Raw genomic sequence first — 13,808 nt, forward strand, 5'->3', positions numbered from 1 at the left:
CGTTTAAAGTTAAAAACTAACTGTAATGTTCTATTTCTGCAAAAATATTTGGAATCAACTTGCTATTCCTAATTGCTGGTACTACCCGAAGACGGGGAGTTTCTCTTTAACATAAAAGAAAAGATATATCGTAATTCTTAGGAAGATCTTTCATTATCATAAAGAAAAACTCCAGCTCAATCCTGAAGCTATCTTTAATCTGCTTCATATCTTTAGTCACTTAAACTTCCCTTGTTTAGGAATACAATTCAAATCAGATCTAAAACATTTAAAGTAATAACGTTGCTCCTTTTTTATAATATTCGTTCATCGTTTCTTTAGGAACCATGCTTCCACCGGTAGCCCACATAAGATGTGTAGCATTTTTCATTTTATCTGTTAAGTTATGATTTTGTATGTATTCTTTTCCTTCTTTCTCAGTCCATAACTTTACCGGCCCTATTACACCGGCTAATGCGGAAGGCTCCAGGTGAATGTTTTCTGTATCGGCCAATGAGCTTAATAGTTTAAATAATTCATTATCACTTACCGTATAACTTCCGCTTAATAAAGACTCGATGGTTTGACCCACGAATCCTGATGGCCTTCCGACCGCAAGGCCGTCTGCTGATGTGATGTTGTCAATTCCAAAATCTTGTACAGAAACTTTATCATGCAGCCCTGTTACTAGCCCAAGTAACATACATGGAGAATGTGTAGGCTCTGCAAAGAAGCAATGTACTCGATGCTGATACATAAGTTTTAAGCCAAAAGCCACTCCTCCCGGCCCACCGCCTACTCCGCATGGAAGGTACACAAACAGTGGATGGTTTTCATCTACAGTTATATTTAAATCTTCTAATTGTTTTTCAAGTCGACTTGCTGCCACCGCATATCCTAAAAATAAATCACGAGAGCTTTCGTCATCAATAAAGTAACAATTCGGTTCGCTATGCGCCTGCTTTCGGCCCTCTTCTACAGCTTTGCTGTAATCTTCCTTATATTCGATAACCGTTACTCCTTTGCTTTTAAGAAGATCTTTTTTCCATTTCTTTGCATCAGCAGACATATGGACCGTTACTTTAAAACCTAATTTGGCACTCATGATACCTATACTTAACCCCAGGTTGCCTGTAGACCCTACAGCAATTGAGTATTGTGAAAAGAAGTTTCTGAATCTTTCACTATCAAGGATGGAATAGTCGTCATTTACTGCCAATAAACCATGTTTAAGGGCCAACGTTTCTGCATGTTTCAACACTTCGTAAATGCCGCCGCGTGCTTTAATGGAACCTGAAATGGGAAGGTGGCTGTCACATTTTAATAAAAATGTCCCTTCTAATGGATGCTCATACAAGTGTGATAACTGTTGATGCATCGCCGGGATGGGTACAATAGGAGATTCAATGATTCCGTTTAGTTTTCTTGTTTCAGGAAAAACTTTAGCAATGTAAGGAGCAAAACGCTTTAACCTTTCCTCGGCATCTTTCACATCTTTCTCATTAAGTGGAAGTTTTTTTAATCCAGTTTGAAATGCTTCATATTTAGGATTTGACCAAAATACTTCCTTTGTAGCAACTAAATCGTTTAATAAAGGATATTCTTTTATCCAATCTTGAATAGTTTTCATCTCTCTCCTCCTCCATTGGGATCGTACTTTTTTCTGTATCTTTATATTGCCATCTTAATGTCCAGAAGTTCTGCCATTATGATATATATCCATGCTATTTTATCGCTCTCTCCTTCGGCATTGCCACTTATTTTTGAACCACGAAGTTCTCCATATATCGATATATCGCATAAGCTACCCCATTCTCATCATTTTTGAGGGTTGTCGTTGTACAAACAGTTTTTATGACATCTTTCGCATTTCCCATTGCTACGCTGTATCCAACTTTCTGGAACATGGATAAATCATTGTTGCTGTCCCCGATTGCCATAGCCTGCTCTAAGGAGCCATTCATCGAGAAAGCCAATTTTTCAAGGGCCGTTCCTTTTGAAGCGCTTTTACTAGTCATTTCAATGTTATGATCAGCAGATGAAACAACCATCAACTCATCAAACTTTTTGAATTGGTTCCATGCTTCCTCTAATTTCTTTTTATCAAAAGAACATGCTAAAATGTTATAGAATTCTTCCTCCTGTTTTAAGATATCATGATAGTTGTCTACTAAAACATATCCAAACTGGTCAAATTGCCTTTCTGCTACTTCAACTAATTCTTTCATATCTGTACTCAAATCTGCGCTTTTCAAACTTTTAATCTCATTATGGAAATGTTCTCTTCCTTTTTTAAGAGTATAAATGGCTTTATCAGTAAACACTTCGTAATAATATTTCCGTTCATCTAACCATTGGAGAATAGATTCGACACGATCTTTAGTTATTGTAATAGAAGAAATGCACTTTCCGCTTTTTGAATGAATGGTCGCGCCATTTGTCCCGATTACAAATGGGGAAATCCCGGCTTTTTTACAAATTGTTTGAACATCAAAATAAGCCCGTCCTGTTGAAATAACTACTTCAAAGCCTCTATCTTGGGCATATTGAATCGCCTTTATATTTTCTTCACTAATTTCATTCTGGTCGTTTAATAATGTCCCGTCTAAATCTATCGCAATGAAACTCATGCTATATAGCTCCTTTTCTCATTCTATCTATTAAATTTTCTTTCTAGCTTTTTACCTGCTATCAATAAAAATCTATCAAAAAAGAGAGAGAACTCCCTCTTCCGTCTCGATATGTCCTTTTATGGATTGACTATGCTTGAATCCAATTGATTCCCTCTAATTTTGAATGATTTCTCCATTCCTCAGGAAATGGCTGCTCGCAGACAATCACATCGACTTTTTCTAGAGGACAAACTTTACAAAATGTATCGACACCAATTTTAGAGTAATCCGTTAACAATATAACTTGCTTTGATACCTCGACCATCTTGCGTGAAACTAATGTTTCATGTAAATGATAATTACTAACCCCACTTTGAATGGAAACACCACCAGCTGAAATGAACGCTTTATCAATATTAAATTGATTTAACATTTGTTCAGTGAGACCGCCGCATATAGATTGATGTTTTGGATCAATTTGTCCTCCCAGTAATATAATTTGTCCTTTAAACTTATTTTGATTGAGCAATTCGGTTAACAAAGACGTCACAGGAAGAGAATTAGTTAAAATTGTAATGTCTTTTTTATTTTCAATACACTGCGCAAATTCAAGCATGGTTGTTCCTACATCAATGGCAATCACATCTCCGTTAGAAATGAGTTCAACTGCCTTTTTCCCAACCTTGACTTTCGCATCTTGATTCACCGTTGTACGCTGTGTGAATGGAGGCTCCTCAAATTCAAAGACTGTTTTAATCGCTCCACCGTAAACCCTCTTTAAAAGTCCTTTTTCCTCTAATATCATCAAATCGCGTCGAATCGTTTCCTCTGAAACATTAAATTGATCAACTAATTCCATAACTTTTACTTTTCCCATTTTGTTCAGTTCTTTTAAAATTTCATTCTTTCTTTCTTCTGGCAAAACAGACATATTTGTTCCTCCACCATCTAATAATTTATAAAATAATGCATTCTTTCTTCGGTACAAGAATATGAACGCGTGCTCCTTGCTCAAACATTTTTCCTCGGTGGTGAAGATAGTCTACATGGAAAGCGGACTCCTCTGTTTCTACTTCATATCTTAAAACATTCCCTGTCATGGAAACCTCTTTAATAACCCCTCTAATTCCCCAGTTCTCTTGTAAATCCAAGCTACCTTCACCAACAGAAACTAATTGTAAAACTTCAGGACGAATGGCGACTTCATTCCCTTTTAGTTCTGTGCTGCGAACAAGTTTACGGAAAACTTCCATATTACAAACATTATAATTTCCGATAAATTTTGCAACAAATGTATTGACTGGAGATGTATAAATTTCTGATGGAGAACCGGATTGTACAACTTGTCCTTTATTCATGACAAAAATTCGATCAGACATCGTCATTGCTTCTTCCTGATCATGAGTAACAAAAATAGTTGTAATATCTAATTCTTTCTGTATTCTCTTTAATTCTTTTTGCAAACTTTTTCTAATTTTAGCATCCAATGCGCTTAACGGCTCATCCAAAAGCAGTACTTTCGGCTCCATGACAAGCGCACGTGCAAGAGCAACCCTCTGCTGTTGTCCGCCAGATAATTGATGAGGATAAGATTCCTCTTTTCCTATTAAATCAACCATCTCAATCATCTTTTTTACTCTTGATTTACTATTTTTTACCTTCATCATTTTAAGGCCGTAAGCAATATTATCAAAAACGCTCATATTTGGGAAAAGTGCATAAGACTGAAACACCATACCGACTTCACGCTGACGCGGTGATAAATTAGTAATATCTTTTCCATCAATTAATATTCTTCCTGCATCAACGCCTTCAAGGCCCGCAATGGAACGTAATAATGTACTTTTTCCGCATCCGCTTTGCCCAAGAAGTGTAGCAAATTCTCCTTTTATTAATTTTATAGAAATATCGTTTAAAACGACTTGATTTTCATACCCCTTAGTCACTTGATCGATGGTTACATAGCTCATTATTTTTCACCTTCTAAAGCAGTATTTTTACGACGGTATTGTTTTTTAAAAAATGAAAGAATTCGATTCTTATTTGTCACGACAGGATTCTTTTCGTTTCTAAATGTAAGTTTTAATACAGTCCCCGTTAAAAGTAAAATCACTGAATAATAAGTAATAACAATTGCACTTGTTAAGTGACCACTGCTGTTTAATTTGTCAGCAAGATAAATTTGAATGGTTTCAAATCGGCCCCCGACAAGCAAATTGGCAAAAGCAAATTCACTAAATAAAAGAGCGACTGATAATAAGGTAGACACTAAAATCCCAGATATAATATTGGGAAACACCACTGTGCGAAACGCCTGAAATTTTGTAGCACCCAGTAATTCAGCTGCATCAACAAGCTGCACAGCATTAACCGTACGAAGACTGTTGCGAATACCTTGATACATAAATGGCAGAATGGTTATGAAATAAGCACCAATTAAAATCCAAGGTGTTCCGGCAATTTGAATTGGTCCATCTGAATATACCTTGATTAATCCAACAGCTCCAACAATAGGAGGAATTCCATAAGGAAGCATAGCTGCTGCTTGCAGCAATCCTTCCCATTTAGCGAAATATACTGTGATGATAAAAATAGTCGGAATCATAATAACAACACTAAGACCGACAGACATGACAATTAAAAACAGTGTTCGTTGAAAAGCATCATAAAACCGTTCATCTTGAAATAATTCAATATACCATTTCATTGTATAACTCTCTGGCAAAATGGTATGATCCCATTTACCGGCAATCGAGAATAAAAATGTTCCTACTAGCGGAATTAATAAATAGATAACTAGTAATCCAACCAGCACTTTATGAAAAGTCAATGAAGATTTCATCGTAAATCCCTCCTAATGCGGCGCATCATTCGTTCATTGAACCACATCGCCCCTATCATGGTCGCTGCTAGAAGCACTCCCATCGCACTGCCTAGCTGAGGCTTTAATGCAACGTCACTAGCAACTAGAGAAGCAATTTGCAATGACAATAAGTTATAGTTGCTGCCGACCAATGCATAGGCTGTAGCGTAAGCTCCCATCGCATTAGCAAACAAAATACTGAATGTACCTACAATACTAGGTAAAAGAACTGGAATCCCAATGTGAAGCCAAAATGAGAATGTTGACCCTCCTAATAATGAAGAGGCTTCTTTCCATTGTTTCTTAATTCCTTGATAAGACGGGTAGATGAGCATAACAGCAAGCGGAATTTGAAAATAAATATAAACAAGAATGAGGCCCGTCCATGAATATAAATTAAAATCTGCAAACACATCCCAGCCAATCATAGAAAAAAGCAGCGTAAACAGCCCATTGTTTCCAAGTAAAATAATATATGAAAATGAAAGGGGAATCCCCTCAAAGTTCGACGTCATATTGGCAATCATCAGCAGGCGATTTTGTATTTTTTGTGAGAACTTTGTAAACGAATAGGCAGCAACGACTGCTATAATCACAGAAGTCACAGCAGAAACTAAGGAAATGACAAGGCTATTTTGAATGGCTTGTAAGTAAAATTTACTTTTAAATATGGTAATGTATTGATTAATCGTAACTTGAATTCCATCGTCTGCATAAAAACTATTTTTAATCATTGCCACTAATGGTCCTAGTTCAAATCCAATCACAAACATAATAAACGGCAGTAAAAGAGCTAATAAGTAAATTTTTTGTTTTTTTATTTTTCGCAAGACTTCTCGCTCCTCTATGTTCTCTAACAATTTAGGAATTGGTTTAAAAGTAAGTTCATTAAACCAATTCCACTTAACCTTCATTCTTCATTTTAATGTTGAATAGGCTATCCCTTTTAAAGTGTGATTTTTCCGTTTAGGCCCGGCAATCGATATGAAATCATTTTATTGGACGGCTCAATATTTAAAAGTTCACAAACGAGCGGTGCAAAAGCTAATTGCGGAATCACTTCACTGTAAACGCCAGGCTCAACTTTTGGACTGATGATAAAGAGCGGTACATCACGCTCACCATCAGTTATGCCGCCATGGTTGCCATATTCACTCATGCCATGATCAGATGTAATTAAAATGTGGTAACCTTCTTTGATCCAAATTGGCAAAAGTTGTGCCAACAAGCTTCCCATTTTTAAGATTTGTTCACGATATTCTTTCGATTCTGAACCGAAAATTTCTCCTTTTACGTCTACACCGAGCGGATGGATATATAAAAAGTGCGGGTCATACTTTCTGCGCAAGGCTTCTGCATCCATTAACACATGACTGTCTGGATAGTCATCATCCCAATAAAATTTTCCATATTGAATCGGCTTAGACTCATCCTCTTGCTCACGATCTTCAATAAAATGGAACGGCGCGCGATTATAAAGTTCGCTTACCCAGTAATACGATACCGTTCCGTTTCTTAAGCCGTTTTCTTTCGTAAGATGAAAGAGACTTTTCTCAGTAGATAAGCGAACAGCTTGATTGGACGTAATTCCGTTCACTGATGCCGGTGTACCCGTTAGTAACACTTCATATAATGGACGGGAAAGACTTGGGAGTTCCGACTTTACTTTGTAAAGTGCTGCCTGATTTGTTTCAACTAGATGTTGAATAAATCCAAGAGACTCACATGCTTTGTCATATCTCATACCATCAACAACTATTGCTATTACTTTATTTGACATGGACTAACACCTCTTCTTGCCAAATCTGCGGTAAATTTTTAGCCGTTTCTTCCCAATCTTTGTAATCTTCAATTGGTTTTGCATTTTTGTACTGTTCTTCTGGAACCATTTTTTCAGCTACTTCTTTCGGAAGTTCTACATCCCGAATTGGACGGGCAAACCCTTTAGCTAAGTTAATTTGTCCTTCATCGCTTAAGATATATTCTCTAGTTGCCATCGCTGCATGCGGATGCTTTGCATATTTGTTGATAATAGTTGCGTAGCCGCTTACGACTGAACCTTCACTTGGAATGGTGACTTCAAATTGATCGCGGTTGATTTGGTCAGCGTATCCAAGGGCATTGAAATCCCAAACAAGGGCAACTTCCACTTCCCCTTTTTCGATGTTAGCAGGCTTCGCATCAGTTAAGCCAAGGCGGCCTTGCTTGGCAAGTTTAGCAAAATAGTCAATTCCCGGCTGGAGATTCGTTTCATCACCGCCGTATGCGATAGCGGCAGCAAGAACGGCCATTTGGTTCTGTGTACCACGCTGAACATCTCCAACTGTTACTTTGTAATCTCCATTTAATATGTCATCCCAAGACTTTGGCGGGTTATCCACTAATTCTTTATTAGTAAAGAATGCAATTGTTCCTTGGTAGCCAACAACCCAATCTCCGTTGTCATCTTTTGCCCATTCAGGTATCTCGTCCCAATAGGAAGTTTTATAGGCAAGTGTTAATTCTTTTTGTTCCGCGATTGGTCCAAAGGAAATCCCTACATCGCCGATATCAGCTGTTGCATTCTCTCCTTCAGATTCCATTTTGGCAATCTCTTCGGCACTGGATAAATCTGTATCATTGTGTTCCAATGTATATTTTTTCATCACTTCATTCCACGTTTCTCCCCAGTTAGCCCATGAATCAGGCATACCGACACTATTAATGGTTCCCTCTTCTTTTGCCTTTGTTTCAATTTCTTTCAGGGTTATCGAACTTGGATCCTTAACAACAGGAGCAGCCTCCTCTTCAGTGGCTCCACAAGCAGCTAATCCTAGTACACTCACTCCTAACACCACAGCTTGAATAGACTTGTAACAATTCTTTTTGAATGTGTAATTCATAAAAAGTGCCTCCATTTATTGTGGGATTTTTAATGTTCGTTGCTGTTTATTACGGTTTAATCATAATTAACCAATATAAACCCCACATTAATCCAATGTTAAGGTTTTGTAAATTAGTTTTTAACTAACGAATGGAGCCCGGATCATAATCCTTAAGAATATCCGGAACCCAAACGGCCTAGTTTCCGTTCGTTTATAACTTTTTCTTTTCAATCGTCAAGTATTCGCTTGAGATCAAGCGTCCGTCATATCAGACGAAAAAAGGCTAGATGATCAGCCTATTCCTGAAAATACACCGTTCTTTGACGAATGCAGAATTTACTTGTATTCTTTCATTAATAGATTAGAAAATTAAGAAAAAGAGGATTTAATAGTAGGAGGAATGCTGCCTGAAGACGCTAAAAGTACCTTTACAGATTAAAATACTCGGGCTGGTTCTATTATTGGGATTATTGTTGATCCTGCTGCTGACAGGATTTTTCAGCTATATGGAAAGTAAACAAATCGAGGAAAATAAAGGTAGAATGGCACTGGAGTTATCAAAAACTGTCGCTCTCATGCCAACTATTATCGATGCATTTCAAACTGGGAATCCTTCCGAAACGATCCAGCCTTTAGCAGAAGAGATCAGGAAACAAACAGGTGCTGAGTTTATTGTAGTAGGGAATAAAGACGGCACACGTTATTCACATCCCATGAAGTCGGAAATTGGGAGAAAAATGACGGGAGGAGATAACGATAGAGCCATAATCAAAGGGGAATTTTATGTATCAAAAGCTAATGGCTCACTCGGCCCGTCTCTTAGAGGGAAATCTCCTATTTTCAACAAACAGGGAGAGATTATTGGTCTCGTTTCAGTAGGATTTCTATTAGAAGACATCAACCAGCAAATCATGAAGAACTTCATTAAAGTCCTGCTTGTATCTCTTTTTGCCTTTTTTATATCCGTTATTGGAAGTATTTTGCTGTCAGGCAATATCCGCAGGGACACTATGGGGCTCGAACCGTATGAAATTGCTTCTCTTTATAAAGAAAAAAACACTGTGCTGCATGCGGTAAAAGAGGGTATTTTAGCCATAGATAAAGATGGATTCATTACAATGATGAATCAGCCTGCTAAGAAACTCCTTCATATTAAAGGATCTGTCAGGCATATGAAAGTGGATGGACTGTTTCCTTCCGATTATCTTTATGAGGTTTTAAAACATGGGAATCCGCAAGTTGATAAGGAAATGGTTTGGAAAGATAAAACCGTTATTGTAAATACCACTCCACTGATTGATGAAAATGGGATAAGAGGAGTGGTTGCTTCTTTTCGCGACAAAACCGAAATTGAGCAGATGATAAACACCGTATCGGAAGTCAAAAGATATTCAGAAGATCTCCGTTCCCAAACACATGAGTTTACCAATAAATTATACGTGTTATCTGGCCTTCTTCAGCTTGGTGAATACGATCAGGCGATTAATATGATAAAAAGTGAAACACAGGTCCTGCAATTTCAAAATTCAGTAGTCTTTAACCAAATCAAAGATACCAAGGTACAGGCTATCCTTTTAGGGAAGCTCGGAAAAGCGTCAGAAAAGAAGCTGAAATTTGATATTGCTTCTGACAGTTATCTGGAAGAATTGCCATCACACTTTAAGCTTTCGAGCTTAATCGTTATTCTTGGCAACTTAATTGATAACGCTTTCGAAGCCGTTTATGGCGTGGAATCTCCGACGGTTAAACTTTTCGTTACAGACATCGGAAGTGATATCATCTTTGAGATTGAGGACAATGGCAGAGGAATAAGCGAAAGAGACATTCCTTTTCTTTTTGACAAAGGATTTACATCAAAAGATGGAAATGAGCCAAGGGGATTTGGTCTATCGAATGCAGAAGAAGCTGTAAAGGAAATGGATGGGATTATTGAGGTACAAAGCAGTTCAGATACAGGAACTGTATTTACGGTGTACCTTCCTAAGGAGCTGAGAAATTGAAATGATAAAAGTAGCCATCGCAGAAGACGACTTCCGAATCGCCGATATCCATGAAAAGTTTTTAGAGACATTCAACGAAATCGTTGTGGTTGGAAAATCATTGAATGGAGAGCAGACTCTTCAATTACTGAAGATGAAAGAACCTGACTTACTTCTTCTAGATGTGTATTTGCCTGATATGCTGGGATCTGAGCTGCTTCCCCTCATACGTGAGAAGTTTCCGAAGGTTAGCATCATTATGATAACAGCGGCAACAGATAAGGTGTTCCTCGAAAAAGCACTGAGCTATGGAGTAGAGAATTATTTGATCAAGCCCGTAAGCAGGGAGAGATTTGACGATATCATTCAAAAATTCATAAAAAAGCACTCTCTCCTGTCTTCCAATCAACAAGTGAATCAGAAATATATCGATCTTCTTTTTAGTAAGGGTAAAAATGAAAATTCAGGAAAAGGGAAAGGTTTGCCAAAAGGAATTGATGAAATCACACTTGGTAAAGTGAATGCCGTTCTTCAGGCTAAAAGAGAAGGGCTTTCTGCCGAAGAAGTGGCTAAGGAAATAGGCGCTTCCCGGATAACGGCACGCAGATATCTGGAATATCTCTCCTCTGTTAATCAATTAAAGGCAGAAGTGGTGTATGGAATTGTCGGAAGACCTGAGAGAAAATATTATCCGATTTAAGGGGATGATATAGAAACTTAACGGATTCTGCTAAATAGCCCAAAACGTTAACCTTTAATCATGTTAAATACAAAAAAACAGCAACTTTTAAAACTTTCACCCGACTAAAGATTTTTTAGTGATCTTTCTAAGCTGCCCTTGCTTAACATCAATTTTTTCAAAACCAAACGATATACTCAATAATTTATTACACTAATAAGGCGCTATCCTAGTTTTGGATAAGCGCCCTATTATTGAAAAGATCAAAAATGTCAAAACATAAGCAACACCTGACCTATTGCTTCAAGCAGCACAAGCAATTGCAAGCTTACAAACAGAAATACTCGCTTTTGTTGAGCATAACGACACAAATCAAATTGATGCCTAACGCTTAACGAAGCATCTACTGAAGGAAAGTGGTTCCAATAAGAAAGGAGGAGAAAAGCAGGACAAAGACATTAGAGCTTCCATTTTTAAATACTGCAGGAAAAACGGTAAAAATCTCAATCGCTTCTCCAGGTGAACAAATCACCTTTGGTCTCCTTTTATTACTTCTACTGAACCAAACGATAATTTTCAAACCTCTTCCTTTAGATGCCATAATTTTTTATTTAATCTAGGAGTATACATGACTAGGAAGCCGGATCGTCCAATAGTATAGACGATGAAGGCTAGCCATAAGCCATGATTATGCCAGATAGGAGTTATAGTGATTTGTATAATGATATAGATAATCATTGCGTAAATCATAGAGTTTCGAACGGGGGCAATTTCAGTTGCACCTGTAAAGACACCGTAAATGACAAGGCCAAAACAAGCAGCAAACGGGTAGATAATGAGCCATGCTCCATACTTTGTTGAAAGCTCGATAACACCAGGCAGATTTGTAAAAAGTTCAATAATCTGTTCTTGAAATAATCCATATACGCTCGCTATGATAAAAGCTGTTATCACCGACCATTGCCTTGATAAACTAAGTGTTTTTTTATATAATTTTTTGTCATTTGATCCTACCGCTTTGCCGACGAGAATACTAGAGGCGTTGGCGAATCCATCAAAGAAATAAGCCATTATGTAATGAATTTGAAATAATACAGCATTTGCAGCTAGAAATTCTGTACCAAACGAAGCACCTTTTGCTGTAAACATATTAATAACGACTAATAAACAAATGGTTCGTATAAATAAATCCTTGTTAACGTTAAACATCTTTTTCATAGACTGTGTATCTATAAGTGCTTGAATGGATGGTATTTTCCATTCAAAAGATGATGCTTTCATAACAATGAGTAATCCTAATACGAAGGCTGTAATTTCAGCCATCAAAGTGGCCGCAGCGACCCCTTTTACAGCAAAAGAAAAGACATGGACAAAAAGAATGGCCAAAATCATATTCAAAACATTCATGAACACTTGCAAAAATAAAGATTCTTTAATCTTAGCCATCCCCATTAACCAGCCAAGAATAACGTAGTTCAACAATGTGAAGGGGGCTCCCCAAATTCGAATTCGAAAATATTCAACTGCAAACTTACTCACATCCGAATCAGGAGCAATCAATGTAAGAGCAGCATATTCAATCGGCCATTGTAAGAGAATAAAACACATACCTGCAATTAGAGCTATTAAAAATGGACGGGATAATGCAAGTACTCCTTGAGCTGAATCACTTGCCCCGTTAGCTTGTGCGGCAAAGGCAGATGTACTGACCCGCAAAAAACCGAATACCCAATATAACGTATTAAAAATAAGGGTTCCAACTGCAACACCTCCAATATATGCTGGATTAGGAAGTTGCCCGACAACGGCTGTATCGACAGCACCTAATAAAGGCGTCGTCATGGTTGAGATCGTTAGTGGAATTGCCAAAGCAAGGTACGCACGATGATTCATCCGACTTTCCCCTTTCAAAAAATTTTAGGATAAACCTAAAAATAAAAGCCCCGATTATGTGAATGAAATCGAGGCATTCGAATAAATATAAATACTTTTTAATTAAGTATGGCTAACCCTTGTTCTAATCGATCGAAAACGCGGGTGCTCTGCAAGTATGGAACCTCTCATCTCTTTTACTACAGGATGTTCTGAAGTGAAAAACTGTTTTTTTGAATCATAAAGCTCGATTAATTCTCCTTTTTCTAGTACACCCAATGAATCACTAATCGAATAGGCAGCTTTAATATCATGTGTAATAAATAAATAAGATAGCCCGAAGTCTTCTTTTAGCTCCTTTAGTAATTCTAAAATAAGTGTTTGGTTAACCATATCTAGACTACTAACAGATTCGTCCAGGACGATCATCTTTGGTTTGAGGGAGATCGCTCTTGCAATATTGATCCTCTGCAATTGCCCGCCGCTAAATTGGTGCGGGTATTTTTTCAGGTCCTTTTCACTCAGTCCGACCCTTTCCAATAATTCAACAATAGTTCGTTTTTGTTCAGCAACTGTTAGCTTTTCATAGTTTTCTAAAGGCTCTGCAATAATACGTTCGGCTGTTATGCGGGGATTGACTGATGAGTATGAATCCTGAAAGACAGCTTGAATATCGCGACGGATTTTTTGCCGAGTATGTTTATCTGCAGTATAAATATCATGCCCTTGAAACAGGATTTGTCCGCTTTGTGGCCGTTCCAAACCAAGAATCACTTTTCCTAAAGTACTTTTACCGGCCCCACTCGTACCAAGCATTCCTAAGCATGTACCTTCCTCAATCGCAAGCGAAATATCAGAAAGTACTTTTTTAGGGCGACCTTTCCAGTTAAAAAACGTTCGGGATCCGTAGCTATGAGTGACTTCTTTTACTTGTAATAAACTCATTTGTTCACTCCTGTA

Annotated in this window: 12 protein-coding genes and 1 pseudogene; 3 read left to right on the forward strand and 10 right to left on the reverse strand. The window is 37.6% G+C overall.

All coding sequences use genetic code 11. The annotated features are described in order from the left end of the window. Positions 1–268: 268 nt before the first annotated feature. The 8 genes from QLQ22_RS22145 to QLQ22_RS22180 all read right to left on the reverse strand — a co-directional run bounded on the left by QLQ22_RS22145 (position 269) and on the right by QLQ22_RS22180 (position 8,336). Positions 269–1,609 (reverse strand): D-serine ammonia-lyase, encoded by a 1,341-nt coding sequence (locus QLQ22_RS22145; protein WP_284015564.1) that lies wholly within the window; start codon positions 1,607–1,609, stop codon positions 269–271. Positions 1,610–1,736: 127 nt separating this feature from the next. Continuing rightward, a complete protein-coding gene (locus tag QLQ22_RS22150; protein WP_284015565.1) occupies positions 1,737–2,609 on the reverse strand; it encodes a Cof-type HAD-IIB family hydrolase in 873 nt (290 codons plus the stop codon). 130 nt (positions 2,610–2,739) lie between these two features. After that, complete coding sequence (locus QLQ22_RS22155) at positions 2,740–3,522, reverse strand: DeoR/GlpR family DNA-binding transcription regulator (RefSeq protein ID WP_284015566.1); 783 nt, start codon at positions 3,520–3,522, stop codon at positions 2,740–2,742. Positions 3,523–3,547: 25 nt separating this feature from the next. After that, the gene (locus tag QLQ22_RS22160) at positions 3,548–4,561 is read right to left on the reverse strand and encodes an ABC transporter ATP-binding protein (protein ID WP_223438103.1); all 1,014 of its coding nucleotides are present in this window, start codon (positions 4,559–4,561) and stop codon (positions 3,548–3,550) included. Continuing rightward, on the reverse strand, positions 4,561–5,433 hold the full coding sequence (locus QLQ22_RS22165) for an ABC transporter permease (protein WP_223438104.1): 873 nt from the start codon (positions 5,431–5,433) through the stop codon (positions 4,561–4,563). Before QLQ22_RS22165 ends, QLQ22_RS22160 begins: the two co-directional genes overlap by 1 nt. After that, positions 5,430–6,284: an ABC transporter permease gene (locus tag QLQ22_RS22170; protein WP_223438105.1), complete on the reverse strand. Its 855-nt coding sequence runs from the start codon at positions 6,282–6,284 to the stop codon at positions 5,430–5,432. The genes QLQ22_RS22165 and QLQ22_RS22170 overlap by 4 nt, the downstream gene beginning before the upstream one ends. A gap of 116 nt (positions 6,285–6,400) precedes the next feature. After that, complete coding sequence (locus QLQ22_RS22175; protein ID WP_284015567.1) at positions 6,401–7,234, reverse strand: alkaline phosphatase family protein; 834 nt, start codon at positions 7,232–7,234, stop codon at positions 6,401–6,403. Further along, complete coding sequence (locus QLQ22_RS22180; RefSeq protein WP_284015568.1) at positions 7,224–8,336, reverse strand: ABC transporter substrate-binding protein; 1,113 nt, start codon at positions 8,334–8,336, stop codon at positions 7,224–7,226. Before QLQ22_RS22180 ends, QLQ22_RS22175 begins: the two co-directional genes overlap by 11 nt. Before the next feature lie 443 nt (positions 8,337–8,779). Here QLQ22_RS22180 and QLQ22_RS22185 point away from each other — a divergent pair, with 443 nt between their 5' ends. The 3 genes and pseudogenes from QLQ22_RS22185 to QLQ22_RS25270 form a co-directional block, all read left to right on the forward strand. Further along, on the forward strand, positions 8,780–10,318 hold the full coding sequence (locus QLQ22_RS22185) for an ATP-binding protein (protein WP_349654965.1): 1,539 nt from the start codon (positions 8,780–8,782) through the stop codon (positions 10,316–10,318). Between the two features lies 1 nt (position 10,319). Beyond that, on the forward strand, positions 10,320–10,997 hold the full coding sequence (locus QLQ22_RS22190) for a response regulator (protein WP_223438108.1): 678 nt from the start codon (positions 10,320–10,322) through the stop codon (positions 10,995–10,997). A gap of 274 nt (positions 10,998–11,271) precedes the next feature. Further along, positions 11,272–11,364: pseudogene (locus QLQ22_RS25270) on the forward strand (hypothetical protein); the annotation flags it as partial. Positions 11,365–11,552: 188 nt separating this feature from the next. Here the strand turns inward: QLQ22_RS25270 and QLQ22_RS22195 are convergent. Both QLQ22_RS22195 and nikE read right to left on the reverse strand, forming a co-directional pair. After that, a complete protein-coding gene (locus tag QLQ22_RS22195; RefSeq protein ID WP_284015569.1) occupies positions 11,553–12,869 on the reverse strand; it encodes an MATE family efflux transporter in 1,317 nt (438 codons plus the stop codon). Between the two features lie 102 nt (positions 12,870–12,971). Continuing rightward, positions 12,972–13,793 (reverse strand): nickel import ATP-binding protein NikE, encoded by an 822-nt coding sequence (gene nikE, locus QLQ22_RS22200; protein WP_284015570.1) that lies wholly within the window; start codon positions 13,791–13,793, stop codon positions 12,972–12,974. Between the last annotated feature and the right edge of the window lie 15 nt (positions 13,794–13,808).

The sequence above is a fragment of the Metabacillus hrfriensis genome (genome assembly GCF_030127205.1).
Taxonomy (GTDB): Bacteria; Bacillota; Bacilli; order Bacillales; family Bacillaceae; genus Bacillus_P; species Bacillus_P dongyingensis.

Excerpts from the sequence above, each read along its gene's own strand:
- QLQ22_RS22150 (WP_284015565.1), bottom strand. The coding sequence starts at position 2,609 with ATGAGTTTCATTGCGATAGATTTAGACGGGACATTATTAAACGACCAG.
- QLQ22_RS22195 (WP_284015569.1), bottom strand. The coding sequence starts at position 12,869 with ATGAATCATCGTGCGTACCTTGCTTTGGCAATTCCACTAACGATCTCA.
- QLQ22_RS22165 (WP_223438104.1), bottom strand. The coding sequence starts at position 5,433 with ATGAAATCTTCATTGACTTTTCATAAAGTGCTGGTTGGATTACTAGTT.
- QLQ22_RS22190 (WP_223438108.1), top strand. The coding sequence starts at position 10,320 with ATGATAAAAGTAGCCATCGCAGAAGACGACTTCCGAATCGCCGATATC.
- QLQ22_RS22175 (WP_284015567.1), bottom strand. The coding sequence starts at position 7,234 with ATGTCAAATAAAGTAATAGCAATAGTTGTTGATGGTATGAGATATGAC.
- nikE (WP_284015570.1), bottom strand. The coding sequence starts at position 13,793 with ATGAGTTTATTACAAGTAAAAGAAGTCACTCATAGCTACGGATCCCGA.
- QLQ22_RS22180 (WP_284015568.1), bottom strand. The coding sequence starts at position 8,336 with ATGAATTACACATTCAAAAAGAATTGTTACAAGTCTATTCAAGCTGTG.
- QLQ22_RS22160 (WP_223438103.1), bottom strand. The coding sequence starts at position 4,561 with ATGAGCTATGTAACCATCGATCAAGTGACTAAGGGGTATGAAAATCAA.
- QLQ22_RS22145 (WP_284015564.1), bottom strand. The coding sequence starts at position 1,609 with ATGAAAACTATTCAAGATTGGATAAAAGAATATCCTTTATTAAACGAT.
- QLQ22_RS22155 (WP_284015566.1), bottom strand. The coding sequence starts at position 3,522 with ATGTCTGTTTTGCCAGAAGAAAGAAAGAATGAAATTTTAAAAGAACTG.